Annotated in this window: 21 protein-coding genes; 11 read left to right on the forward strand and 10 right to left on the reverse strand. The window is 72.5% G+C overall.

Annotated elements, in window-relative coordinates:
- Positions 1-61: 61 nt before the first annotated feature.
- The gene (locus tag ACH47X_RS02625) at positions 62-907 is read right to left on the reverse strand and encodes a glutamate ABC transporter substrate-binding protein (protein WP_397401109.1); all 846 of its coding nucleotides are present in this window, start codon (positions 905-907) and stop codon (positions 62-64) included.
- A gap of 62 nt (positions 908-969) precedes the next feature.
- Positions 970-1,785, reverse strand: a complete 816-nt coding sequence (locus ACH47X_RS02630; protein ID WP_245605813.1) for an amino acid ABC transporter ATP-binding protein — start codon at positions 1,783-1,785, stop codon at positions 970-972.
- A gap of 138 nt (positions 1,786-1,923) precedes the next feature.
- Here ACH47X_RS02630 and miaB point away from each other — a divergent pair, with 138 nt between their 5' ends.
- Entirely contained in the window at positions 1,924-3,588 is a 1,665-nt protein-coding gene (miaB, locus tag ACH47X_RS02635) for a tRNA (N6-isopentenyl adenosine(37)-C2)-methylthiotransferase MiaB (RefSeq protein WP_397401112.1), read from the forward strand.
- Positions 3,589-3,654: 66 nt separating this feature from the next.
- Here miaB and ACH47X_RS02640 read toward each other — a convergent pair whose 3' ends face one another.
- The 5 genes from ACH47X_RS02640 to ACH47X_RS02660 all read right to left on the reverse strand — a co-directional run bounded on the left by ACH47X_RS02640 (position 3,655) and on the right by ACH47X_RS02660 (position 6,923).
- Positions 3,655-3,951 carry a hypothetical protein gene (locus tag ACH47X_RS02640; protein WP_397401114.1) on the reverse strand — a complete coding sequence of 99 codons (297 nt, stop codon included), beginning with the start codon at positions 3,949-3,951 and terminating at the stop codon, positions 3,655-3,657.
- On the reverse strand, positions 3,948-4,598 hold the full coding sequence (locus tag ACH47X_RS02645; RefSeq protein WP_397401116.1) for a hypothetical protein: 651 nt from the start codon (positions 4,596-4,598) through the stop codon (positions 3,948-3,950). The genes ACH47X_RS02640 and ACH47X_RS02645 overlap by 4 nt, the downstream gene beginning before the upstream one ends.
- A 73-nt stretch (positions 4,599-4,671) precedes the next feature.
- Entirely contained in the window at positions 4,672-5,625 is a 954-nt protein-coding gene (locus tag ACH47X_RS02650; protein ID WP_397401118.1) for a WXG100 family type VII secretion target, read from the reverse strand.
- A gap of 117 nt (positions 5,626-5,742) precedes the next feature.
- Entirely contained in the window at positions 5,743-6,327 is a 585-nt protein-coding gene (locus ACH47X_RS02655; protein ID WP_397401120.1) for a YbjN domain-containing protein, read from the reverse strand.
- Positions 6,324-6,923 (reverse strand): type III secretion system chaperone family protein, encoded by a 600-nt coding sequence (locus ACH47X_RS02660; RefSeq protein WP_232216120.1) that lies wholly within the window; start codon positions 6,921-6,923, stop codon positions 6,324-6,326. Before ACH47X_RS02660 ends, ACH47X_RS02655 begins: the two co-directional genes overlap by 4 nt.
- 112 nt (positions 6,924-7,035) lie before the next feature.
- Between ACH47X_RS02660 and ACH47X_RS02665 the strand changes: the two genes are divergently transcribed.
- The 3 genes from ACH47X_RS02665 to dapF are packed head-to-tail and all read left to right on the forward strand — an operon-like array spanning position 7,036 to position 9,601.
- Positions 7,036-7,623 (forward strand): hypothetical protein, encoded by a 588-nt coding sequence (locus tag ACH47X_RS02665; RefSeq protein ID WP_397401123.1) that lies wholly within the window; start codon positions 7,036-7,038, stop codon positions 7,621-7,623.
- Between the two features lie 29 nt (positions 7,624-7,652).
- Complete coding sequence (gene miaA / locus ACH47X_RS02670; RefSeq protein WP_397401125.1) at positions 7,653-8,639, forward strand: tRNA (adenosine(37)-N6)-dimethylallyltransferase MiaA; 987 nt, start codon at positions 7,653-7,655, stop codon at positions 8,637-8,639.
- On the forward strand, positions 8,636-9,601 hold the full coding sequence (dapF, locus tag ACH47X_RS02675; protein ID WP_142033727.1) for a diaminopimelate epimerase: 966 nt from the start codon (positions 8,636-8,638) through the stop codon (positions 9,599-9,601). Before miaA ends, dapF begins: the two co-directional genes overlap by 4 nt.
- A 23-nt stretch (positions 9,602-9,624) precedes the next feature.
- Here dapF and ACH47X_RS02680 read toward each other — a convergent pair whose 3' ends face one another.
- Positions 9,625-10,224, reverse strand: a complete 600-nt coding sequence (locus ACH47X_RS02680; protein WP_397401127.1) for a class I SAM-dependent methyltransferase — start codon at positions 10,222-10,224, stop codon at positions 9,625-9,627.
- 35 nt (positions 10,225-10,259) lie between these two features.
- On the reverse strand, positions 10,260-10,853 hold the full coding sequence (locus ACH47X_RS02685; protein ID WP_397401129.1) for a hypothetical protein: 594 nt from the start codon (positions 10,851-10,853) through the stop codon (positions 10,260-10,262).
- Positions 10,854-11,033: 180 nt separating this feature from the next.
- Between ACH47X_RS02685 and hflX the strand changes: the two genes are divergently transcribed.
- From hflX to ACH47X_RS02715, 6 genes are all read left to right on the forward strand, one after another.
- Positions 11,034-12,575 carry a GTPase HflX gene (gene hflX, locus ACH47X_RS02690; RefSeq protein ID WP_397401131.1) on the forward strand — a complete coding sequence of 514 codons (1,542 nt, stop codon included), beginning with the start codon at positions 11,034-11,036 and terminating at the stop codon, positions 12,573-12,575.
- Between the two features lie 156 nt (positions 12,576-12,731).
- Positions 12,732-13,748, forward strand: coding sequence for a LacI family DNA-binding transcriptional regulator (locus tag ACH47X_RS02695; protein WP_397401133.1), 1,017 nt, complete (start codon positions 12,732-12,734; stop codon positions 13,746-13,748).
- A 71-nt stretch (positions 13,749-13,819) separates the two neighbouring features.
- On the forward strand, positions 13,820-15,475 hold the full coding sequence (locus ACH47X_RS02700) for a glycoside hydrolase family 13 protein (protein ID WP_397401135.1): 1,656 nt from the start codon (positions 13,820-13,822) through the stop codon (positions 15,473-15,475).
- Positions 15,476-15,533: 58 nt separating this feature from the next.
- On the forward strand, positions 15,534-16,907 hold the full coding sequence (locus ACH47X_RS02705; RefSeq protein ID WP_397401137.1) for an ABC transporter substrate-binding protein: 1,374 nt from the start codon (positions 15,534-15,536) through the stop codon (positions 16,905-16,907).
- A gap of 7 nt (positions 16,908-16,914) precedes the next feature.
- Positions 16,915-17,886 carry a carbohydrate ABC transporter permease gene (locus tag ACH47X_RS02710; RefSeq protein ID WP_142033739.1) on the forward strand — a complete coding sequence of 324 codons (972 nt, stop codon included), beginning with the start codon at positions 16,915-16,917 and terminating at the stop codon, positions 17,884-17,886.
- Position 17,887: 1 nt separating this feature from the next.
- On the forward strand, positions 17,888-18,790 hold the full coding sequence (locus ACH47X_RS02715) for a carbohydrate ABC transporter permease (protein WP_397401139.1): 903 nt from the start codon (positions 17,888-17,890) through the stop codon (positions 18,788-18,790).
- Positions 18,791-18,830: 40 nt separating this feature from the next.
- Here the strand turns inward: ACH47X_RS02715 and ACH47X_RS02720 are convergent, their stop codons facing one another.
- The gene (locus tag ACH47X_RS02720) at positions 18,831-20,021 is read right to left on the reverse strand and encodes a winged helix DNA-binding domain-containing protein (RefSeq protein WP_397401141.1); all 1,191 of its coding nucleotides are present in this window, start codon (positions 20,019-20,021) and stop codon (positions 18,831-18,833) included.
- Between the two features lie 81 nt (positions 20,022-20,102).
- Here ACH47X_RS02720 and ACH47X_RS02725 point away from each other — a divergent pair, with 81 nt between their 5' ends.
- A complete protein-coding gene (locus ACH47X_RS02725; protein ID WP_449582143.1) occupies positions 20,103-22,181 on the forward strand; it encodes an ATP-dependent DNA helicase in 2,079 nt (692 codons plus the stop codon).
- The last annotated feature ends 7 nt before the right edge of the window (positions 22,182-22,188 follow it).

The following is a 22,188-nucleotide window of genomic DNA, read 5'->3' on the forward strand; positions in this document are numbered from 1 at the left end:
CAGCGAACCGGGATCGCGTCTCGCTCGGCGGACGCGATCCCGGTGCACTGCGAAGGAGACGTCAGGCGCAGGCGTCCGGCGTCGGCGGGTTCAGGTCCGCGTTCGGGGTGTAGTCGGCGCCCTCGGTGTTGGCGGCGACGAGCTCCTCCCACGTACCGTCGTCGATCATCTTGGTGATCGCCGCGTTGATGTCCTCGCACCGGTCCGAGCCCTTGGGCAGGCCCACGCCGTACCGCTCTTCGGAGAACGGCGCGCCGACGACCTTGAGGTTGCCGTCGCCGTTGGCGGCGGAGAGACCGGCGAGGATGATGTCGTCGGTCGTGACGGCGTCGACCTGGCCGGCGGCCAGTGCGGTGACGCACTCGGCGTAGCCCGGGCGCTCCAGGAGCTGCACGCCCTCGGCGTAGTCCGTCTTGATCTTCTCTGCCGACGTCGAGCCGGTGACCGAGCAGAGGTTCTTGCCCTCCAGGTCCTGCGGGCCGGTGATGTCGGTGTTGTCGGCGGCGACGAGGAGGTCCTGACCGGCGACGAAGTACGGTCCGGCGAAGTCGATGACCTCCTTGCGCTCGTCCGTGATCGAGTACGTCGCGAAGATCATGTCCACGTCACCGTTCTGGAGCATGCTCTCGCGGTTGGCGGAGGGCGTCTCCTTGAAGGTGATCTGGTCCTCGCTGTAACCCAGCTCGTTCGCGACGTAGCGGGCGACGTCGACGTCGAACCCGGTGTACTCGGCACCGTCCTGCAGGCCGAGGCCCGGCTGGTCGTACTTGATGCCGATGGTGATGCCGTCGCCGCCCTCGGACGCGCCGCCCTCGGGCTCGCCGCCGACCTCGGCTCCGCCGCAGGCCGAGAGCGCGAGGGTGGACGCGGCGGCCATCGCCAGCAGCCCCATGGTGTGCTTGCGCATGATTCCCCTTCGGTAGTTCGGGTCCGGGTAGGACCCCTTGGCTGAGATCAGTCAGTGAAAGATCAGTGGGTCAGGATCTTGGACAGGAAGTCACGCGCCCGCTCGCTCTTGGGCGCCGTGAAGAACTCCTCGGGGGCAGCCTCCTCGACGATCTGCCCGTCCGCCATGAAGACCACGCGGTCGGCGGCCTTCCGGGCGAAGCCCATCTCGTGGGTCACGACGATCATCGTCATGCCCTCCTGGGCGAGCGCGACCATCGCGTCGAGCACCTCGTTGACCATCTCGGGGTCGAGGGCCGACGTCGGCTCGTCGAACAGCATCACCTTGGGCTGCATCGCCAGGGCGCGCGCGATCGCGACACGCTGCTGCTGGCCGCCGGAGAGCTGGGCGGGCATCTTGCCCGCCTGGTTGCCGACGCCCACGCGGTCGAGCAGCTTGCGGGCCTGCTCCTCCGCGTCCTTCTTGTTCAGCCCGCGGACCTTGCGCGGCCCGAGGGTGACGTTGTCGAGCACGGTCTTGTGCGCGAACAGGTTGAACGACTGGAAGACCATCCCGACCTCGGCGCGGAGCTGCGCGAGGGCCTTGCCCTCCTCGGGCAGGGTCTTGCCGTCGACCGTGATGGTGCCGTCGTCGATGGTCTCCAGACGGTTGATCGCCCGGCACAGCGTGGACTTGCCGGACCCGGACGGGCCGATCACGACCAGCACCTCGCCCTTGCGGACGGTGAGGTCGATGTCCTGCAGCACGTGCAGCGCGCCGAAGTGCTTGTTCACGCTCTTCAGCTCGACGAGGGGCGCCCCGAGGGCGCGGTCCGACGTCGGAGCGTCCACGGTGTTGTCGGCCGCCGGTTGGCCGGTGGTCGAGGTGCTCTGGTCCATCCCTTGAACCTAACGATCCGATGTTTCAAGGACCAAGTCGACCGGTCATCACTGCACAACGTTTCGGTAACAGATGCCCGTTATATGCCCGGATCAACCGTTCGGCGGGCCTCGAAAGGGGTCGTAAAATCGGGGACGATGTCCACGACCGCCCTCCCCTCAGCCCTGCCCGACGCCGCCGCGACCGACACCGCCGTCCGTGACGAGGCGCCCGAGGCGCCCCGCACCTACATGGTCCGCACCCTCGGGTGCCAGATGAACGTGCACGACTCGGAGCACATGGCCGGCATGCTCGAGCAGGCCGGCTACACGCGCGCGTCCAGCCAGGACGAGGCCGCGAACGCCGCCGACGTCGTCGTGATCAACACGTGCGCCGTGCGCGAGAACGCGGCCAACAAGCTGTACGGCAACCTCGGCCAGCTCGCGGGGATCAAGGCGACGCGGCCCGGCATGCAGATCGCCGTCGGGGGCTGTCTGGCGCAGAAGGACCGCGGCGACATCGTCGCGAAGGCCCCGTGGGTGGACGTCGTCTTCGGCACCCACAACCTCGACGCCCTGCCGGTGCTGCTGGAGCGCGCCCGGCACAACGAGGCCGCCCAGGTGGAGATCGCGGAGTCCCTCCAGGTCTTCCCGTCCACGCTGCCGACCAAGCGTGAGTCGGTCTACGCCGGGTGGGTGAGCATCTCGGTGGGCTGCAACAACACCTGCACCTTCTGCATCGTGCCGCATCTGCGCGGCAAGGAGCGCGACCGTCGTCCGGGGGAGATCCTCGCCGAGGTCGAGGCCCTCGTGGCCGCCGGCGCCATCGAGGTGACCCTGCTGGGCCAGAACGTGAACAGCTACGGCGTCGAGTTCGGCGACCGCGGTGCGTTCGCCAAGCTGCTGCGGGCCTGCGGGCAGATCGAGGGCCTGGAGCGCGTGCGGTTCACGTCCCCGCACCCGGCCGCCTTCACCGACGACGTCATCGCCGCGATGGCCGAGACCCCGAACGTGATGCCGCAGCTGCACATGCCGCTGCAGTCCGGCTCCGACCGGATCCTGCGCGCGATGCGCCGCTCGTACCGCTCGGAGAAGTTCCTCGGCATCCTGGAGCGGGTCCGCGCCGCGATGCCCGACGCCGCCATCACCACCGACATCATCGTCGGCTTCCCCGGCGAGACCGAGGAGGACTTCGCCGAGACCATGCGCGTGGTCGAGGCGTCCCGGTTCAGCTCCGCCTTCATCTTCCAGTACTCGCCGCGCCCGGGCACGCCCGCCGCGACCATGGACGACCAGCTTCCCAAGGCCGTGGTGCAGGAGCGGTTCGAGCGCCTGCTCGCCCTGCAGGAGCGCATCGGCGCCGAGGAGGCCGACCGGCAGGTCGGGCGCACCCTCGAGGTGCTGGTCGCCGAGGGCTCCGGCCGCAAGGACGGCGCGACCCACCGCCTGTCCGGCCGCGCCGCGGACAACCGGCTCGTGCACTTCGGCCTCACCACGTCGCCCGACGACGTCGTGCCCCACCCTGGCGTCGACCTCACACAGGCGCCGGAGACGCTGGACGACCCGCGTCTTGCCGACGTCGTGCCCCCGGGCCTGCCGCGCCCCGGCGACACGGTGACCGTGACCGTCGTCAGGGCTGCCCCGCACCACCTGATCGCCGAGCCGGCCGACGCCACGGGGCTCGTGGTGCGCCGCACCCGGTCGGGCGACGCCTGGGCCGCGCGGGAGAAGGCGCGGCTCGGCGGGGGAGAGGACGAGCACGCGCACGGCACGCCGGCGCCGTCGGGCCCGGTCGCGCTGGGCCTGCCCACGCTGCGGCGCTGACCGTACGAGGACGGCCCCGGCACGGTGACCTGATCACCGTGCCGGGGCCGTCCTCGTACGGGGGCCTCAGCCGTTCTGCTCGAGCCAGCGGGCCCGTGCCTTCTGCGTCCGTGCTATCGGCAGGCACCAGATGCCCGCCACGACGCAGATGCCGACGAAGATCCACGGGAACCCGTCGCCCGCGTTGAACCCCCGAAAGTTGTTCTCGTAGTTCCCGACCTGCGCGACCCACCAGGCGAGCCACGCGATCCCGCCCAGCACCCAGGCGATGACCGCGAACGACACCCACATCCGCGCGAGCCGCCGGGCCATGTCGGGGTCGCCGCGGTCGGACCACCGGTCCCTGTCCGGCGAGCCGCTCATGCGAGCGCCTTCGCGAGGACGCCGAACGTCGGGTCCGCCTCGACGGGCACCGGCCGGGGCAGCCGCTCCGCCGGGCCGCTGGAGATCTCCCAGGCCTTGTCCTCGCCGATCCGCACGGCCGCCGCGCGGTCCCCGGCGGGCGCGATGACCTTGATGCTCCCGGCGAAGGGCAGGGTCCTGATGTCCTGGTAGGTGGCCCGGACGTACCGCGAGGCGACGTCGATCAGCCGGTCGCCCGCGGGCACCGGCAGCGCCTGCCAGACGCCGTAGGGCTTGGGCTCGATCAGGGCCGCGCCGTCGGGAGACTTGACCAGGAGGCCGACGTGGTTGGTCTCGCCGGAGACGCCGGCCGCCTCGATCCACTCCGTGGCACGGTTGAGCACGGCCGTCAGCGCGAGCACCTTGCCCTGGGGGGTGAGCACCCCGGCATCGTCCACCGTGGCCAGCTTGCGTACCAGGAGCGAGCTCAGGCCCGCGCCGATCAGGGCGGAGCCCTCGGGGACCTCGGGCAGCCGCAGCGACTCCCGGGTGATGCGGGCGGAGTCGCCCTCGCCGATCGACAGCAGGCTGAGCAGCTCGAAGCCTGTCAGCTCGATGGTCTGGTCCGCGCGGCCGCCGGCCGGGGCCGTGGTGTTCTGCTCGGTCATCGGTTCCTCCTCGTCGGGCCGGACGGCCGCAATTCTCTCAGGTCAGGTGAGTCGCACGGGCTCCGCGTGCCGGTCACCACGGCAACAGGTCCTTCGCGCCGTCGATCAGGGCGCCGCCCGCGTCCAGGACGTCGCCCGCCGTGTCGGCGATCGCGTCCCCGGCGTCGCTGAGCAGCTCCCCACCCGCGTCGAGGGCATCACCGGCCAGGTCGGCCGCCCCGCTCGCCAGGTCGCCGCCCGTGTCCCACACCCAGCCGGCGGCGTCGGAGGCCCCGTTCCAGAGCGTCTCGGTGACGTTGCCGTCGATGAAGAGGTCGGCGACGGCCCACGCCGCGCCCGCCCCGAGGATCGCCCAGCCCACGGGGTTGGAGACCAGGCCCGCCGCGACGAGCAGCCCTGCGGCGCCGAACCCGGCCGTGATCGCCCCGTCGCCCGCCATCCAGTAGTCGCCCGAGCCGATGCCCTGGCCGAACTGGAAGGCGCCGAACGCGATCGAGGCGCCCGCGAAGAACTTGCCCGCCGCGCCGATGGCGCCGCCCACGCCCGGGACGTTGTCGGCGACACCCCACACGCCCGTCGCGAACCGGCTCGCCAGGTCGATGCCGAACTGGCCCACGCCGCCGAGGGTGGCCCACCAGCTCGCCTCACCGATGGCGCCGGTGAGAGACTCGAGCCAGCCGCCGTCGTCCTCGCCGGACTGCGTCCACGGCGGGGCGACGTGCTCGTCACCGCCGGGCCAGCCTCCGTCCCCGCCGGAGTAGTCACCGCTCGTCTCCTCCTGCGCGTCCGCGTTGCGCTCCAGGATCCCCCTGACCTCGACCAGGCTGCCCGAGACGCCGCGGATGGCCGGCGCATGGTGCCCGTCCCACTCCTCACGGAACTGGTCCCCGCCCGGTCCCAGCCAGTCCACGCTCGAGAGCATGGACGTGACCTCGCTGACCGTGGTGTCGAGCGACTGTGCGGCCCCTTCGAACTCCCGTGCCAGGGCGCGCAGCTGTGTGATGTCAGCGCCCCACATCTCACCCATCGGTTCCCCTGCCGCTCGTTCGGTCGTCGTCTGCTCAGGACCGTAGCTGACCTGCGACAACAGGGCGAACAAACTCCACGGGGAGAAGTGCCCATGGGGTCCTCGCGGGGGATGTGCCTACTTCGGCGGGTCGTCCGGCGCGGTCCCACCGTCCGCGTCGGCGTCCGACGGCGGGGCCAGCGACGCCACCGTCGAGAAGAACTGGCTGGCCGTGACCAGCCCGCACGACACCGTCTGGGCGAGCTGCTCCTCGGTGGCGCCGTGCTCGAAGTCCACCGACACCTCGGCGTACAGGGCCAGCCCCGCACCCTCCTCGCGGGTGTAGACCTTGGGCCAGATGCGCTCGCGGTTCCAGTCGTTCGCCGCCTGGAGCACCGCCAGCCGCGCCGCGGCGGGCAGCGCGCCGGCCCAGCGGCCGCGCACCTGCAGGATCTCGTCGTGCTCGCCGAGCAGCAGGAACCAGAACCGGTTGCCGTCCCAGGTGCCGGTCACGTCGCCGTCGTCGTCGATGCGGAAGCGGTAGCCGCGTCGCGACAGGTCGTCCCCGACCCGCTGCGTCGTCAGCGGCCGCGGCTTCTCGACCGGCGGGTTGGAGAGCGTGCGGACCTGCGCGCCCGCGGGGCGCCGGGCCGCCGGCGGACGTGGGTTGAGCAGGCGCGCGAGCCACCGGCCGGCGCCGCCTCCGCTCCGGGGCGGGCTCATGGCGCGGACCTCAGCGGGTCGGGGAACGTCTCGTCGAGATGTTCGAAGAACATGGAGCCCGTGGTCAGCCCGCACTGCAGCAGCTGGTCGAGCTGGTCCTCGGTGACGCCGTGCTCCAGGTCGACCGTCACCTCGGTGTAGACGAGCACCGCGCCGTTGTCGCGCACACGGACGTACGTCTTGGGCCAGATGCGCTCGGCGTTCCACTCGTTGCACAGCTCGAGGATCTCCTCCAGCCGCTCGATGGTCAGGTCCCGGTGCCACTGCCCGCGCACCTGGAGCACCTCGTTGCTCTCGCCGACCATGAGGAAGTAGAACAGCCAGCCGTGCCACAGCCCGCCGACGTCGCCCTCGGAGTCCACGAAGTAGCTGAACCCGTTCTCGCCCAGCCACTCGACCACGCGGTCGCGCGTCAGCGGCTCGGGGACCGAGGAGGGATCGTCGAGGCCGCCCGTCAGCTCACGCAGCAGCACGCCCTCCACCTGCGCCCGCAGCTCCTCATCGTCGAGTTCCCTGGGCTCGGGCTGTTGCGGGCCGGTGGCCGCACGGTCGCCGTCGCCCGCCGTGTTCCGGCGTCGTGACCCGAAGAACCTCACCAGCCCACAGTACCTGCCAGACCCCTCTCCCCGCTGCGCCCTTTGCGTGGAAAGGGGGGTGGAATCGCCCAGGAACCGCTGGATGCCGGGGCCGGTGCTACTTTCGTCCATCGTGCACGCCGTGATTCTGCCCGCGACCCCGCTGCTCGTCCCCGGGACGGTCCCTGGCCTGCGCACCGACCCGCTCGCGGACGTCCGGCAGGCCGTTTCCGCCGTGCTGGCCCGGCTCACCGCGGGCGACCGGGTACCGCTGGTCCTCGCGCACGGCCCCGCGCTCCGGCGCGGTCGGCTGCGCCCGTCCCTGGCGGGTTCCGGCATCAACGACCGCTGGTTGCCCGACGACGCGCGCCGGCGCTGGGCCCTGGGCCTCCCGGCCGCCGGGACCGGCGCGTCGGTGGCGCTGCTGGCGCTCGCGGACGTGCTCGGAGCACGAGCCGCGGACGTCGAGGTGCTGGAGGTGCCGACGTCGTCCGGTGCCCTGGAAGCGGGCGCCCTGGAGGCACTGCGCGCCGCCGACTGCCTCGTCGTCGCCGGCGGGGGAGCGCCCGGCGGCCTGGAGACCGCCCCGGACGCGCTGACCGACGGTGTCAGGGTGGCGCTGCGCGCCGCGGGTGCCGACGGTTGGTCCGCCGCCGCCCAGGAGTTCGAGCAGGTGCACGACCACCTGCCGGCACGGTACCGCGTGACCACGCTGTCGTGACCACCGGAGGCCGCCCGTAAGGTTGCCGGGTGATAGTCGTCGCCGTCGTGGGGCCCACCGCCACCGGGAAGTCGGACCTCGCACTCGACCTGGCCCAGGCGCTGGGCACGGAGCAAGCCCCGGCCGAGATCGTCAACGCCGACGCCTACCAGCTCTACCGCGGCATGGACGTCGGCACAGCCAAGGTGCCGCCCGCCGAGCGGCGCGGCATCACCCACCACCAGCTCGACGTGCTCGACCCGGCGCAGGACGCGTCGGTCGCGCGGTACCAGCGGGACGCCCGCGCCGACCTGGACGCGATCGCCGGCCGCGGCGCGCGTGCCGTCGTCGTGGGCGGGTCCGGGCTGTACGTGCGGGCGCTGCTCGACCAGATGGACTTCCCCGGGACGGACCCGGCCGTGCGGGAACAGCTGGAGGCGCGGGCCGAGGCCGAGGGGCGGCGCGCCCTCCACGCGGAGCTGGAGCGGCTGGACCCGCAGGCCGCCGAGAGCATCGGACCGCACAACACCCGCCGCATCGTGCGCGCGCTGGAGGTCATCGAGATCACCGGCCGCCCCTACACCGCCAACCTGCCCCGCCAGGAGTACGCGCGCCCTGCCGTGCAGATCGGGCTGGACTGCTCGCGCGAGGTGCTCGACGCACGCGTCGGCAGCCGCGTGGACCGCATGTGGGACGGCGGCCTGGTCGACGAGGTGCGCCGGCTGGCGAGCCCCGAGCAGGGCGGCACCGGCCCCGGGCTCGGCGTCACCGCCGCGCGTGCCGTCGGCTACGCCGAGGTGCTCGCCTGGTGGCGCGGCGAGTCCACCGAGGCCGGGGCGCGGGAGGCGATCACCGCCAACACGCGACGCCTGGCTCGCAAGCAGATGGGCTGGTTCGGCCGCGACCCGCGTGTGCACTGGCTCGACGCCGCCGCGCCGCACCTGCTCGCCGACGCCCTGCAGATCGTGGCCGACGCCGACGCCGGGACCCTGCCGGTTGCCGGGTCCGAGCCCGTGCGCCGTAGCCTGGGGTCATGACGCAGCCCGCGACCAGCCCCGTGCCCGCCGCCCCGACCCCCGGCACACTCGCCTTCACCAAGGGGCACGGCACGCAGAACGACTTCGTGCTGATCGCGGACCCCGAGGGGCAGCTCGACCTCACCCCGGCCGACGTCCGCCGGCTGGCCGACCGGCGCGCCGGGATCGGCGGCGACGGCGTCATCCGGCTCGCCCCGACGGCGGCCCTGGCGAGTGCGGGCGAGGAGTCCGCCCAGGCCGCCCTGGCCCAGGACCCGACGGCCGAGTGGTTCATGGACTACCGCAACTCCGACGGCTCCGTGGCCGAGATGTGCGGCAACGGCGTGCGCGTCTTCGCCGCGTTCGCCGAGCAGCAGGGCCTGGCCGACCTGTCCGCAGGCCCGCTCAGCCTCGGCACGCGCGCCGGCGTCAAGCGGGTCACCAAGGAGGCCAACGGCTGGTACGCCGTGGACATGGGCCGCTGGTTCCTGCCCGGAGGCGAGACCGCCGTGACCGACGGGTACGACGCCGCCGTCGCGGTGCGCGGCTGGACCGCGCCCCGCCCGGCCCTGAGCGTCGACCTCGGCAACCCGCACACCGTCGTCGCCCTCGCCAGCGTCGAGGAGCTCGCCTCGCTGGAGCTGTACCACGCCCCCGAGGTCGCACCCGTGCCGCCGCACGGCACCAACGTCGAGCTCGTCGTGCCGCTCGGCGAGGAGGAGGGGCCCGACGGCGCCGTCGGGCGCCTGCGCATGCGGGTGCACGAGCGCGGGGTCGGCGAGACGCCGTCCTGTGGCACCGGCGCCTGCGCCGCGGCGCTCGCGGTCCGCACGTGGCAGGGCGGCACCACCGGCGCCGGCGCGCCCGACACCTGGATCGTCGAGGTCCCGGGCGGCGAGGTGCGCGTGCGCGTGCTGCCGGGCGGCAACGTCGAGCTCGCGGGCCCCGCGGAGCTGGTCTACTCGGGCCGGGTCGCGCTCTAACACGAGCGGCGAGGTCTAGCCGGTCAGCCGTCGACCCGCAGCACGCGGAACCCCTTGGACGACGTCGTGCGCTCCACCGGGAGCCCGAGCGTCTCGGTGATCCAGCGGGCCAGCGAGTCCGAGCCCAGGTTCTTCTGCACCACGAGCCATGCCGCGGCGTCCGGTCCGAGCCGGGGCAGCCAGCGGGTCAGCAGCCCGTGCAGCACCTGCTTGCCCACGCGGATCGGCGGGTTGGACCAGCAGGCGGCGAACCGCACGTCGTCCGGGACGTCGTCGGGCAGCACGGCCCGCACGTTGGTCAGCCCGAGCCGCTCGGCGTTGCGCCGCACCAGGTCGAGCGCGCGCTCGTTGACGTCGACGGCCCAGACCGTGGCCTCCGGGGCCTCCAGTGCCAGGGTGATCGTGATCGGGCCCCAGCCGCAGCCCAGGTCGAGCAGGTCGCCTGTCGCCGGGGGCGCGGGCACGTGGTCCAGCAGCACGGCCGTCCCCTTGTCCACGCCGCCGGGGGAGAAGACACCGGACGCCACCTCGACCTCCAGCTCCCGCCCGGCGAGGCGGACGGTGCGGGTGCGGCGCTCGTCGTCCGAGGCGGGCTGTGCGGTGAAGTAGTGGTCGCTGGACACCGCGCAATCGTAGGCGCTCGCCGGGTGGAGGGGCCTCACTTCCACGGCCCGTACCCCGTGTACGCCGCGTACCGCTCGGTGCCGAGCCCGACCGCCGTGGACCACCGGCCGACCCACTCGTCGACGTCCCGGATCCCGGCAGGTTCCCGGAGGGTGGCCAGGTAGGACTCGTGCGCGGCGACGACGTCCCGGCCCAGCCCGCGTTCCCGGACCTCGCCGACGAGCCGCTCGCGCAGGGCCGCGGTGGCCGCCCGGTCGTCGAGCAGGACGCTGTGCGCGATGCCGACGAGGTCGTCGTCCGCCAGCCCGGCCACGCCCGTCCGCACGATCTCGGGCGGGCGGACCACCGGCCGCGGCGGCGGCGTCAGGAGCATCGCCGCGCGCCAGTCGTAGTCCGGGTCCCGCAGGTGGTCCCGCAGCGCGGGCACGACCATGTCGACCGGGCACGAGCGGTGCTCCAGCGGCAGCATCCGCCGCAGGCGGCTCACCACCGAGCCGCTGGACCTCCTGGCCCGGGCGGTCACGGTGCGCTCGTCCGCGCCGTCGCGCACCTGGGCCACGATCCTCGCGGTCTCCTCGTCGGTCCACGGGCGGCCCGTCCGGTCGGGTCCCTCTTGTGCCTCGTGCATGGTCGTACCGTCCCCTGCGTGCCGTGGTGGTGTCGTCCGTCAAGTCTGGCAGTGGCCGCCGTCGGCGAGCCCTGGTTATCCACAGGCGAGGAACCCGCGGCGGAAAGACATGGCCGCGGGACTTTCGGGCGTGGGATCCTTGTTCTACGAGAGCAGGAACCATCGAGAGTTAGGTAGTACATGACCCACACCCCGACAGAGCCCGAGCTCCCCGCAGAGGAGACGCCCGAACTCCGCGCGGCCCAGGCAGATGCCCAGGCGATCGCGAACGATGTCGTGGCACGGGTTCTCGCTCGGGCGGGGACCGCACGTGCCGACGGCGAGACGGTGCACACCGTGGCCGACGGCGACCAGCTGGACCTTGAGGAGCGCACCGCGCTGCGCCGCGTGGCCGGCCTGTCGACCGAGCTCGAGGACGTCACCGAGGTCGAGTACCGGCAGCTGCGCCTGGAGAAGGTGGTGCTCGTCGGCCTGTTCTCGGGCGGCGAGCACGCGGCCCGAGACGCCGAGATCTCGCTGCGCGAGCTCGCGGCGCTGGCCGAGACGGCCGGCTCCCAGGTGCTGGACGGCCTGCTGCAGCGACGGCAGAAGCCCGACCCCGGCACGTACCTCGGCTCCGGCAAGGCGCTGGAGCTGGCCCAGGTCGTGCTCGCGACCGGCGCGGACACCGTGATCGTCGACAGCGAGCTCGCCCCGTCCCAGCGCCGTGCGCTGGAGGACGTGGTCAAGGTGAAGGTCGTCGACCGCACCGCGCTGATCCTGGACATCTTCGCCCAGCACGCCAAGTCCCGTGAGGGCAAGGCCCAGGTCGAGCTCGCGCAGCTCGAGTACCTCCTGCCGCGCCTGCGCGGCTGGGGCGAGTCGATGTCCCGCCAGGCCGGTGGCCAGGTGGGCGGCGCGGGCGCCGGCATGGGCTCGCGCGGTCCCGGTGAGACCAAGATCGAGCTGGACCGGCGGCGCATCCGCGACCGGATGGCCAAGCTGCGGCGCGAGATCGTCGCGATGAAGCCGGCCCGTGAGACCAAGCGGCTGAGCCGCAAGCGCAACGCGATCCCCGCGGTGGCGATCGCCGGCTACACCAACGCCGGCAAGTCGTCCCTGCTGAACGCGCTGACCGGCGCGGGCGTGCTCGTCCAGAACGCGCTGTTCGCCACGCTGGACCCGACGGTCCGGCGCACCCGGACCGAGGACGGCCGCGTCTACACGTTCACCGACACCGTCGGATTCGTGCGGCACCTGCCGCACCAGCTGGTGGAGGCGTTCCGGTCCACGCTGGAGGAGGTCGGCGACGCCGACATCCTGCTGCACGTGGTCGACGCGTCCCACCCGGACCCCGAGGGGCAGATCGCGGCGGTCCGCGAGGTGCTGTCCGAGATCCCGGCGTTCGAGGACGTCCACGAGATCGTGGTGCTGAACAAGGCCGACGTCGCCGACCCGACGGTCGTCGGGCGCATCCAGCGGCGCGAGCGGCACACCGCCGTCGTCTCCGCGCACTCCGGCGAGGGCATCGCCGAGCTGCGCGCGCGGATCGCGGCCGAGCTGCCCCGCCCGGGTGTCCAGGTCGACCTGGTGGTCCCGTACGACCGGGGCGACCTGGTGCACCGCGTGCACGAGCACGGTGACATCGAGCTCACCGAGCACGTGGCCGCCGGCACGCACCTGCGCGGCCGCGTGGACGAGCAGCTCGCCACCGAGCTGCGTCAGGTCGCCGTCGCGCACTGACCGACCGCACGGCTCCGCACCACCAGTCAGACGCTCAGGCCACGAAGGTGACCTGAGCGTCTGACTCGTCTCCAGCCCTGTCGGGTTACGCAAGCGACTTGCAGGGCGCTGCAACCCCTGCAAGCGATTTGCGTTCGGCGTGGCTAGGATCGATCCATGTCGAGACGGCTTGCCGATGTGGCGAAGAAGGTAGGCGTGAGCGAGGCGACGGTCAGTCGCGTGCTCAACGGGAAGCCCGGCGTGTCCCAGGGCACCCGGGACGCGGTGCTCACCGCCCTGGACGTGCTGGGCTACGAGCGGCCCACCAAGCTGCGCGGCAGCCGCGGCAAGCTGGTGGGGCTGGTGCTGCCCGAGCTCGTGAACCCGATCTTCCCGGCGTTCGCCGAGGTGATCGGCGGGGCTCTGGCCCAGCAGGGGTTCACCCCGGTGCTCTGCACCCGGACGGCCGGCGGCGTGACCGAGGCCGAGTACATCGACCTGCTCCTGGCCCAGCAGGTCTCGGGGGTGATCTTCGCGGGCGGCTTCTACGCCGAGCGCGAGGCCGACCACGCCCACTACCGGCGGCTGGAGGACCTGGGCCTTCCCGTGGTTCTGATGAACGCCTCCATCGAGGACCTCGCGTTCCCGCGCGTGGCCTGCGACGACCTCGTGGCCATGGAGCAGGCCATGGGCCACGTCACGTCCCTGGGGCACCAGCGGGTCGGCCTGCTGCTCGGCCCGGCCGACCACGTGCCGTCGGAGCGCAAGCTCGCGGCAGCCCAGCGGTTCGCGCAGCGGCACGGCCTGGAGCTCGACCCCGCGCTCGTGGTGCACTCGCAGTACTCGCTGGAGAGCGGTCAGGCGGCAGCGAACCGCCTGGTCGAGGCCGGCGCGACGGCCATCGTGTGCGCCAGCGACCCGCTGGCCCTCGGCGCCATCCGCGCCGTGCGCCGGGCCGGGCTGTCCTGCCCCGCGGACGTGTCCGTCGTGGGCTTCGACGACTCCGCGCTGATGAACTCCACCGACCCCGCGCTGACCACGGTGCGCCAGCCGATCGAGCCCATGGGCCGCGCTGCCGTCGACCTGCTGGCCGCGCTGATCGGCGGCAGCGACGTCGCGCGCGACGAGCTGCTCTTCGAGCCCGAGCTCGTGGTGCGCGCCTCGACCGCCATGGCGAAGGTGGTCGCCCGCTGACCTGTCACGATTTCATCAAGTAGCTGTCGAGTTCTTGCGCGGTCGTTGTCATGTGATTTACGGTTCACGACATGACGACGACGTCCGACGCGACCCTCGAGCCGCGCCCCGCAGACGAGTGGTGGCGCAGCGCCGTGATCTACCAGATCTATCCCCGCAGCTTCGCGGACGGGAACGGCGACGGCACCGGTGACCTCGCCGGCGTCCGCTCCCGCCTGGGCTACCTGCGCGACCTCGGTGTCGACGCGATCTGGTACACGCCCTGGTACGCCTCGCCCCTGGCGGACGGGGGCTACGACGTGCGGGACTACCGCACGATCGACCCGGCGTTCGGCTCGCTGGCGGACGCCGAGGCGCTGATCGCCGAGGCCCGCGAGCTGGGCATCCGCACCATCGTCGACGTGGTGCCCAACCACATCTCCTCGGAGCACGAGTGGTTCCGGGCGGCGCTCGCTGCCGGGCCGGGCTCGCCGGAGCGCGAGCGTTTCTGGTTCCAGGACGGCAAGGGCCCCGACGGTGACCAGATGCCCACCGGCTGGGTCTCCAGCTTCCAGGGCGACACCTGGACGCGGACCACGAACCCGGACGGCACGCCCGGCCAGTGGTACCTGCACCTGTTCACCCCGGAGCAGCCGGACGTGAACTGGAACCACCCCGACGTGCGGCAGGAGCACGAGGACGTGCTGCGGTTCTGGTTCGACCGCGGCGCGGCCGGTATCCGCATCGACTCGGCTGCGCTGATCATCAAGGACCCGGCGCTGCCCGAGGTGCCCGCGACGCCCGGCCCGGGCGAGCACCCGCACCTGGACCGCGACGAGATCCACGACGTCTACCGCGGTTGGCGCCGCGTGGCCGACGACTACGCGGAGCCACGCGTACTGGTGGGCGAGGTGTGGCTGGCGGACCACGAGCGGTTCGCCCAGTACCTGCGGTCCGACGAGATGCACACCGCGTTCAACTTCGACTTCATGGCACGCCCCTGGGACGCCAAGGAGCTGCGCGAGTCGATCCGCACCACGCTGGAGGCGCACGCGCCCGTCGGCGCCCCGGCCACCTGGGTGCTCTCCAACCACGACGTCACCCGGCCCGTGACCCGGTACGGCCGCGAGGACTCCTCGTTCGACTTCGCGGCCAAGCGGTTCGGCACCCCGTCCGACCTGGACCTCGGCACCTGCCGGGCGCGCGCCGCGGCGCTGCTGACCGGTGCCCTGCCCGGCGCGCTGTACGTCTACCAGGGTGACGAGCTCGGCCTGCCCGAGGCGGACGTGCCGCGCGAGCTCATCCAGGACCCGATGCACTTCCGGTCCGAGGGTGTGGACCCCGGCCGCGACGGCTGCCGCGTGCCGCTGCCGTGGACCCGAACCGGCAGCAGCCTGGGCTTCGGGCCCGACGGCGGTGCCGCGCCCTGGCTGCCCCAGCCCGCCGACTGGGCGGAGCGCTCGGTGCAGGCGCAGGACGGCGACCCGGAGTCGATGCTCAGCCTGTACCGCACGGCTCTGCACCTGCGGCGCGAGCTGACGGCCCTGCACGACGAGGAACTGACCTGGCTCGACCTCGGCGGCGACGACGTCCTCGCCTTCGCTCGCGGCGCCGGCTTCGCCTGCGTCGTCAACCTCGGGACGACTCCCGTCCCCCTGCCCGCCGGGGCCGACGTGCTCCTGGCGAGCGGTCCCGTCGACGGTGCCGTCGGCCCGGACATCGCTGTCTGGCTCGGCCTGCCGTCCTGATCACCTGCAGCTTTCCCCCAGACGTGCCGTCCCGGCGGCACACGACCAAGGAGTGACAATGAAGTCAGCAAACAAGCGCGCGGCGTTCGCCCTGGTGGGTGTCCTGTCGCTCGCGGGGACCCTCACGGCCTGCGGTTCGTCGACCGACGCGGCCGACGAGCCCGAAGGACCCGTGACCATCGAGGTCTCGATCGACGCCGGCCTCGAGCAGGCCGCCATCGACGCCTTCGACGAGCGCATCGCGCAGTTCGAGGAGGCCAACCCGGACATCCAGGTGGAGACCAAGGAGTTCACCTGGTCCGGCACGACCTTCGCCGCCGAGCTCGCGGGCGGCACACTGCCCGACGTGTTCCCGATCCCGTTCACCGACGGCCGGGCGCTGATCGAGCGGGGGCAGATCGCCGACGTCAGCGAGCTGGTGGCCGAGCTGCCGTACGCCGACCAGTTCAACCCGACGATCGCCGCCGCGGGCCAGGACGCCGAGGGCAACATGTGGGCCGTCCCGATCGCCGCCTACAACCAGGGCCTGCACTACAACCGGGCGCTCTTCGAGGAGGCCGGCCTCGACCCGGACAACCCGCCGGCCACCTGGGACGAGGTGCGCGAGGCCGCCAAGGCGATCTCCGAGAAGACCGGCCAGGCGGGCTACGCCCACATGACGCAGAGCAACACCGGCGGCTGGATCCTCACCACCGAGACCTACGCCCTCGGCGGCCGCATGACCGAGGGCGAGGGCGAGGAGACCACCGCGACCGTCGACAACGACGCCACGGTCGCAGCGCTGGAGATGCTGAAGGAGATGCGCTGGGAGGACAACTCCATGGGGTCGTCCTTCCTGTACGACTGGGGCACCATCAACCAGGACTTCGCCGCCGGCAAGATCGGCATGTACGTCTCGGGCGGCGCCAACTACCCCAACCTGTTCACGCAGAACCAGATGAACCCCGACGAGTACGGCGTCACCGTGCTGCCCCTGGAGGGCGACGACGCCGGCACGCTCGGCGGCGGCACGCTGGCCGCGGTGAGCTCCGCGGCGTCCGAGGCCGAGCAGGCCGCGGCCGTGAAGTGGATCGACTTCTACTACATCTCCAAGCTGACCGACCAGGACGCCGCCGTGGCCGAGGCCGAGGTCGCTGCCGAGACCGACCAGCCCGTCGGTGCCCCGGCCCTGCCGATCTTCGACCAGGCGACCTACGAGGAGCAGCAGAGCTGGATCAAGGACCTCGTCAACGTCCCGCTGGAGAACTTCGCGCCGATGACGGACCAGATGTTCGACCAGCCCGTCATCCCCGAGCCCGCCGTCGCGACCCAGGACGTGTACGCGGCGCTCGACCCGGTGGTCCAGGCTGTGCTGACGGACGAGAACGCGGACATCGACGCGCTCCTCGCCGACGCCCAGACCCAGGTCCAGGGACTGCTGGACCGCAGCTGACCCTGGGATGACGACACTGTCCAGCCCGCTCCGGGCGACGACGGCGGACGCCCCGCCGTCGTCGCCCGGACCCCGACGGCGTGCCCGCCGCACGCCCCGGGACTGGCTGCGCGACGGCGGCCTGAGCACCCTGGTCATCGCACTGCCGATGATCCTCGTGTTCGGGGTGTTCTCCTGGTTCCCGATCGGCCGGGCGCTCGTCATGAGCGTCCAGCAGACCAACCTCATCTCGACCCCCGAGTTCGTGGGGCTCGACAACTTCGTGTTCGTGCTGCAGGACCCCCTGCTGGGCAAGGCCGTGGCGAACACCCTGTGGTTCGCCCTGCTCGCGCTCGTCTTCGGCTACCCGCTGCCGCTGGCCGCCGCCGTCCTGATGAGCGAGGTACGGCGCATGCGGGGGCTGTTCTCGGCGCTCGCGTACCTGCCCGTCGTCGTGCCGCCCGTCGTGGCCGTGCTCCTGTGGAAGTTCTTCTACGACGCCTCGCCCACCGGAGTGTTCAACACCATCGCCGGCTGGGTCGGCCTCGGCCCGTTCCCGTGGCTGCAGAACGCGTCCAGCGCCATGCCGTCCCTGGTGCTCGAGGCCACCTGGGCCGCTGCCGGTGGCACCGTCATCATCTACCTCGCCGCCCTCGTCGGGGTGCGCACCGAGCTCTACGAGGCCGCCGAGGTGGACGGCGCCGGGGTGTGGCGCAAGATCTGGCACGTGACGCTGCCGCAGCTGCGCGGCGTCCTGTTCATCACCCTGATCCTGCAGGTCATCGGCACCTCGCAGGTGTTCCTGGAGCCGTTCCTGTTCACCGGCGGCGGCCCGAACAACGCGACGCTGACGATCCTCATGCTGATCTACGACTACGCGTTCGGCAGCAGCCTCGGCGGCAACTACGGTGCCGCCACCGCCCTGAGCCTCATGCTCGCGGGCGTCCTCGCCGTCCTGTCCGCGATCTACTTCCGCGTGACCCGACCCTGGAGCAGCTGAGATGCCAGTCAAGAACCAGGCCGCGGTCGCCGAGCGCGGCATCGTCTCGGCCCACGACCGGCGCCGGGCGAGCGTTCGGGGCTCGCTCGGCGTGCTCCAGGGCGGCCTCCTGGTCACCCTCGTCCTCGCCGGGCTCGGGCCGATCCTCTGGCTGGCCAAGGCCGCGGTCACCCCCACGCAGGACACCCTGCGCCAGCCGCTGGGCCTCTTCCCCCACGGGATCGACTGGGCCAACCTCGCCACCGCGTGGGGCCGGGCCGAGATCGACCACTACTTCGTCAACACGCTGATCCTCGCGGTGGGGGCCTGGTTCTTCCAGCTCCTCGTCGCGACCACGGGCGGCTACGTGCTGTCCGTGCTGCGCCCCCGGTACGGCAACCTGATCTTCGGCCTCGTGCTCGCCACGCTCTTCGTGCCCGCGGTCGTGCTGCTCGTGCCCCTGTACCTGACGATCCTCGACGTGCCCCTTTTGAACATCAGCCTGCTCAACACCTTCTGGGCCGTCTGGCTGCCCATGGGCGCCAGCGCGTTCAACGTGCTGCTGGTCAAGCGGTTCTTCGACGGACTGCCGCGCGAGGTCTTCGAGGCAGCGCGGGTCGACGGCGCCGGACCCTTCCGGCTGCTGTGGTCCGTCGTGCTGCCGATGTCCAAGCCCATCCTCGGCGTCGTCTCGGTGTTCGCCGTGATCGCCGCGTGGAAGGACTACCTCTGGCCGCTGCTGGTGCTGCCCGACCCGGACAACCAGCCGCTGTCCGTCCGCCTGCCCGCGATCGCGCCCTACCTGGAGCTCGACGTGTTCCTCGCGGCGCTCGCGATCTCGACCGTCCTGCCCATCGTGCTGTTCCTGGCGTTCCAGCGCCTGTTCCTCAGCGGCGCAGGCCTTGGCGGGGCCGTGAAGGGGTAGGGCGGCACCTCGCGGTTCGGCACCGGGCGTCGCGTGGGCGTCAGTGGGTCTCGTATGCGACGCTGACCGACGACGCGCCGCGCAGCTGTGCCACCTGCTCGGCCTCCTCGTCGAGCAGCGTCCGGTGCCGAGCCGGGAGGGAGCCGAACGCCGTGACGGTGAGGGTCAGCTTGCGACCGCTCTTGCGCGGGCGCCAGATGCCGACGATCTCGCCGTCCGCGAGGACGGTGCCCGGCCCGCCGACCGTCTTCCACACATCCCCGTGGAACTTCTTGTCGACGATCGTCTCCCGGTCGCGAAGCTGGGTATAGGGGTCGCGGGGCGGGAGCAGGCGCACACCGCGCGGCGTCGGCGGCGACCGCAGTGCGTCGAGGTCGGCTGTGACGATCCATGACGGACCGCCGTGCAGGACCAGCGTCAGCTCGTCCTCGACCAGGCTCCACCACGGGCCGGCGTCGCCGGCCTGGATCCCGGCCCATGCGGCGAAGTCCGCCCGGGTCGAGGGTCCGTAGGCGTGCAGGTAGCGCCGCACCAGCTCGGCGCGCGCGGTCTCCGGGTCGGTGCCCGGGATCGGCCGGCCCAGCCACTCGTCGACCAGCACGAACGGCGCCTTGTTCCCGGCACGTGGTGCGAAGCACAGGACTCCCCGCAGGGTGAGGATGCGCAGGCAGAAGTGGACCACACCTTCCCCGAGCGGCTGCCCCGGCGCGTACGGACCGTCGGCATCCCAGAGCTCGCGCTGCCGCTCTGGCAGCCCGGTGGCGACGCGTTCGGCGAGCTCCGCACCGAGCTCGTCGACGGCGAGCCGGCGCCCGGCGAGCACGTCGCGGATCTCGGTGCCGACCAGCCCGGTCAGGTGGGTCAGGCTGAGACCGAGCGCGTCGAGCGACTGACCCAGACCGGGCAGGAAGTGACGCATCGCCTCCTCGGACGGCGGCAGCACGCCCGTCGTGAAGACCGGCGCGTCGGCCGTCGGGAAGTAGTAGGGGACTCCGCGCAGGGACCAGGTCTGCAGCAGGCTCTTCTGCTCGGCGACCGCGTCGTCCACCCGTTCCCGGGTCACGTTCCGCACCCGGGCGTGGAGGGCGAGCAGAGCTGACCCGGGTGGGCTGTTCTGGATGCCGCACCGGCCGGCGGCGTCGAGCAGGCCGTCTCCGGTCAGCCGTCCGGTCAGGTGGTGCGCGGCCAGGCGGAAGGCGATGACGTCGTCCTGCGAGACTCTGCCGGCCACCCATCCAGGGTAGTGGGCGGGCCGGCCGGACCTGTGGACGAGGCAGGGTGGATGTCGGTGGTCCGGCCTAGGATCGACCGTGTGACCAGCCTTTCCGACGCACCCGCCACAAGCACCGATTCCGCCGAGATCCCCGAGGTGGAGGAGCTGCTCGACCTCGCGGTGGGACAGCTCGGTGGCGGGCGCAGAGACGGCCAGCACGCCATGGCCGTCGCGGTCGGCGAGGCCATCGACAAGGGCGAGCACCTGCTGGTCCAGGCGGGCACGGGTACCGGTAAGTCGCTCGGGTACCTGGTGCCCGCCGTCCGCCACGCCGTGGCCGCGCAGAGCAAGGTCATCGTCTCGACCGCGACCCTCGCCCTGCAGCGACAGGTCATCACCCGCGACCTGCCGCTCGTGGCCAAGGCCGTCGCGCCGGCGCTGCCGCGGGAGCCGCGCGTCGCACTGCTCAAGGGCTGGCACAACTACCTGTGCGTGCACAAGGTGGGCGGCGGCTACCCGGAGGACGAGGCCACCCTCTTCGACCTGCCCGGCGGCGAGGACCACCCCAAGACCGAGGAGGCGAGCGGCGGCGCGGCCCGGGGCCGCAGGAGGGACGACGGCGCCACGCTCGCCGACCACGTCCGGCGCCTGCACGAGTGGGCGAGCGAGACGGACAGCGGCGACCGCGACGACCTGGTGCCCGGCGTGCCGGAGCGGGCCTGGCGCCAGGTGTCCGTGACGGCGATGGAGTGCCTGGGCGGCAAGTGCCCCATGCTCGCCGAGTGCTTCCCGGACAAGGCGCGGGCCGCCGCCCGCGAGGCGGACGTGGTGGTCACCAACCACGCGATGCTCGGCATCGCGGCGACCGGCAGCCCGGGCGTGCTCCCGGAGCACGACGTCGTCGTGGTGGACGAGGCGCACGAGCTCACCGACCGTGTGACGTCGTCGGCCACCGTGGACCTGTCCATGGCCTCCGTGGAGAGCGCGGCGCGGCTTGCCCGGCGGCACGCCGGGACGAACACCGACAACCTCGACGCCGCGGCGCAGAACCTCGGCACGCTGCTGGTCACCGCACCGGCGGAGCGTTTCCCGAGCGGCCTGCCGGACGAGCTGCGCACGGCGGTCGGCGCGGTGCGGGACGCCGCGCGCGAGGTGCTCAGCACGCTCAAGCCCGAGGCCGGCGGCAAGGGCGCGAAGGCCAAGGACGCGGGCCAGCCCGACCCGGGGCTCAAGATGGCCCAGGGCGCCATGCTCCAGCTCTTCGAGACGGCCGAGCGCATGGCGTCGCAGGACACGACCGCCGACGTGCTGTGGTGCTCGCGCCCCGACAACGGCTGGGGCGGGTTCGGCGACAACGTGACGCGGCTGCACGCCGCCCCGCTGCACGTCGCGGGCCTGATCCGCACGCACCTGCTGGGGGAGTCGACCGGCGTGTTCACCTCGGCGACCCTCGCGCTGGGCGGCACGTTCGACGCCGTGGCCGGCACCCTCGGGCTCAAGGGCGAGGACGCCCCGCCGTGGCACGGGCTGGACGCGGGCAGTCCCTTCGACTACCCCAAGCAGGGCATCCTCTACATCGCGCGGCACCTGCCGGCCCCCGGCCGCGAGCCCACCACCGAGGCGCAGCTCGACGAGATCGCCGAGCTCATCACGGCCGCCGGCGGCCGCACGCTCGGGCTGTTCTCGTCCCGGCGCGCCGCGAACGCCGCCGCCGAGGCCATGCGGGAGCGCCTGGACTTCCCGATCCTGGCGCAGGGCGACGACCAGCTCCCCACGCTCGTGCGGGAGTTCGCCGACGATCCGGCCACGTGCCTGTTCGGAACGCTGTCCCTGTGGCAGGGCGTCGATGTGCCCGGGCCGTCGAACCAGCTCGTGCTCATCGACCGCATCCCGTTCCCGCGGCCCGACGACCCGGTCAAGGCCGCGCGCGCCCGTGCCGTCGAGCAGGCGGGCGGCAACGGGTTCATGGCCGTCTCCGCGCAGCATGCCGCGCTGCTGCTCGCGCAGGGCGCGGGGCGCCTGGTCCGCAGCATGGACGACCGCGGTGTGGTCGCGGTACTGGACCCGCGCCTCGCGACGGCGCGGTACGCGTCCTTCCTCACCCGGTCGATGCCCGGGTTCTGGCCCACCACCGACCCGAAGCTGGTCCGTGCCGCGCTCGCCAGGCTCGACACATAGCCTGAGG

Source organism: Promicromonospora kroppenstedtii (assembly GCF_044389675.1).
Taxonomy (GTDB): Bacteria; Actinomycetota; Actinomycetes; order Actinomycetales; family Cellulomonadaceae; genus Promicromonospora; species Promicromonospora kroppenstedtii.

Excerpts from the sequence above, each read along its gene's own strand:
- dapF (WP_142033727.1), top strand. The coding sequence starts at position 8,636 with ATGACGCAGCCCGCGACCAGCCCCGTGCCCGCCGCCCCGACCCCCGGC.
- ACH47X_RS02640 (WP_397401114.1), bottom strand. The coding sequence starts at position 3,951 with ATGAGCGGCTCGCCGGACAGGGACCGGTGGTCCGACCGCGGCGACCCC.
- ACH47X_RS02650 (WP_397401118.1), bottom strand. The coding sequence starts at position 5,625 with ATGGGTGAGATGTGGGGCGCTGACATCACACAGCTGCGCGCCCTGGCA.
- ACH47X_RS02685 (WP_397401129.1), bottom strand. The coding sequence starts at position 10,853 with ATGCACGAGGCACAAGAGGGACCCGACCGGACGGGCCGCCCGTGGACC.
- ACH47X_RS02710 (WP_142033739.1), top strand. The coding sequence starts at position 16,915 with ATGACGACACTGTCCAGCCCGCTCCGGGCGACGACGGCGGACGCCCCG.
- ACH47X_RS02700 (WP_397401135.1), top strand. The coding sequence starts at position 13,820 with ATGACGACGACGTCCGACGCGACCCTCGAGCCGCGCCCCGCAGACGAG.
- miaB (WP_397401112.1), top strand. The coding sequence starts at position 1,924 with ATGTCCACGACCGCCCTCCCCTCAGCCCTGCCCGACGCCGCCGCGACC.
- ACH47X_RS02655 (WP_397401120.1), bottom strand. The coding sequence starts at position 6,327 with ATGAGCCCGCCCCGGAGCGGAGGCGGCGCCGGCCGGTGGCTCGCGCGC.
- ACH47X_RS02625 (WP_397401109.1), bottom strand. The coding sequence starts at position 907 with ATGCGCAAGCACACCATGGGGCTGCTGGCGATGGCCGCCGCGTCCACC.
- ACH47X_RS02695 (WP_397401133.1), top strand. The coding sequence starts at position 12,732 with ATGTCGAGACGGCTTGCCGATGTGGCGAAGAAGGTAGGCGTGAGCGAG.
- ACH47X_RS02630 (WP_245605813.1), bottom strand. The coding sequence starts at position 1,785 with ATGGACCAGAGCACCTCGACCACCGGCCAACCGGCGGCCGACAACACC.
- ACH47X_RS02705 (WP_397401137.1), top strand. The coding sequence starts at position 15,534 with ATGAAGTCAGCAAACAAGCGCGCGGCGTTCGCCCTGGTGGGTGTCCTG.
- ACH47X_RS02645 (WP_397401116.1), bottom strand. The coding sequence starts at position 4,598 with ATGACCGAGCAGAACACCACGGCCCCGGCCGGCGGCCGCGCGGACCAG.
- hflX (WP_397401131.1), top strand. The coding sequence starts at position 11,034 with ATGACCCACACCCCGACAGAGCCCGAGCTCCCCGCAGAGGAGACGCCC.
- ACH47X_RS02715 (WP_397401139.1), top strand. The coding sequence starts at position 17,888 with ATGCCAGTCAAGAACCAGGCCGCGGTCGCCGAGCGCGGCATCGTCTCG.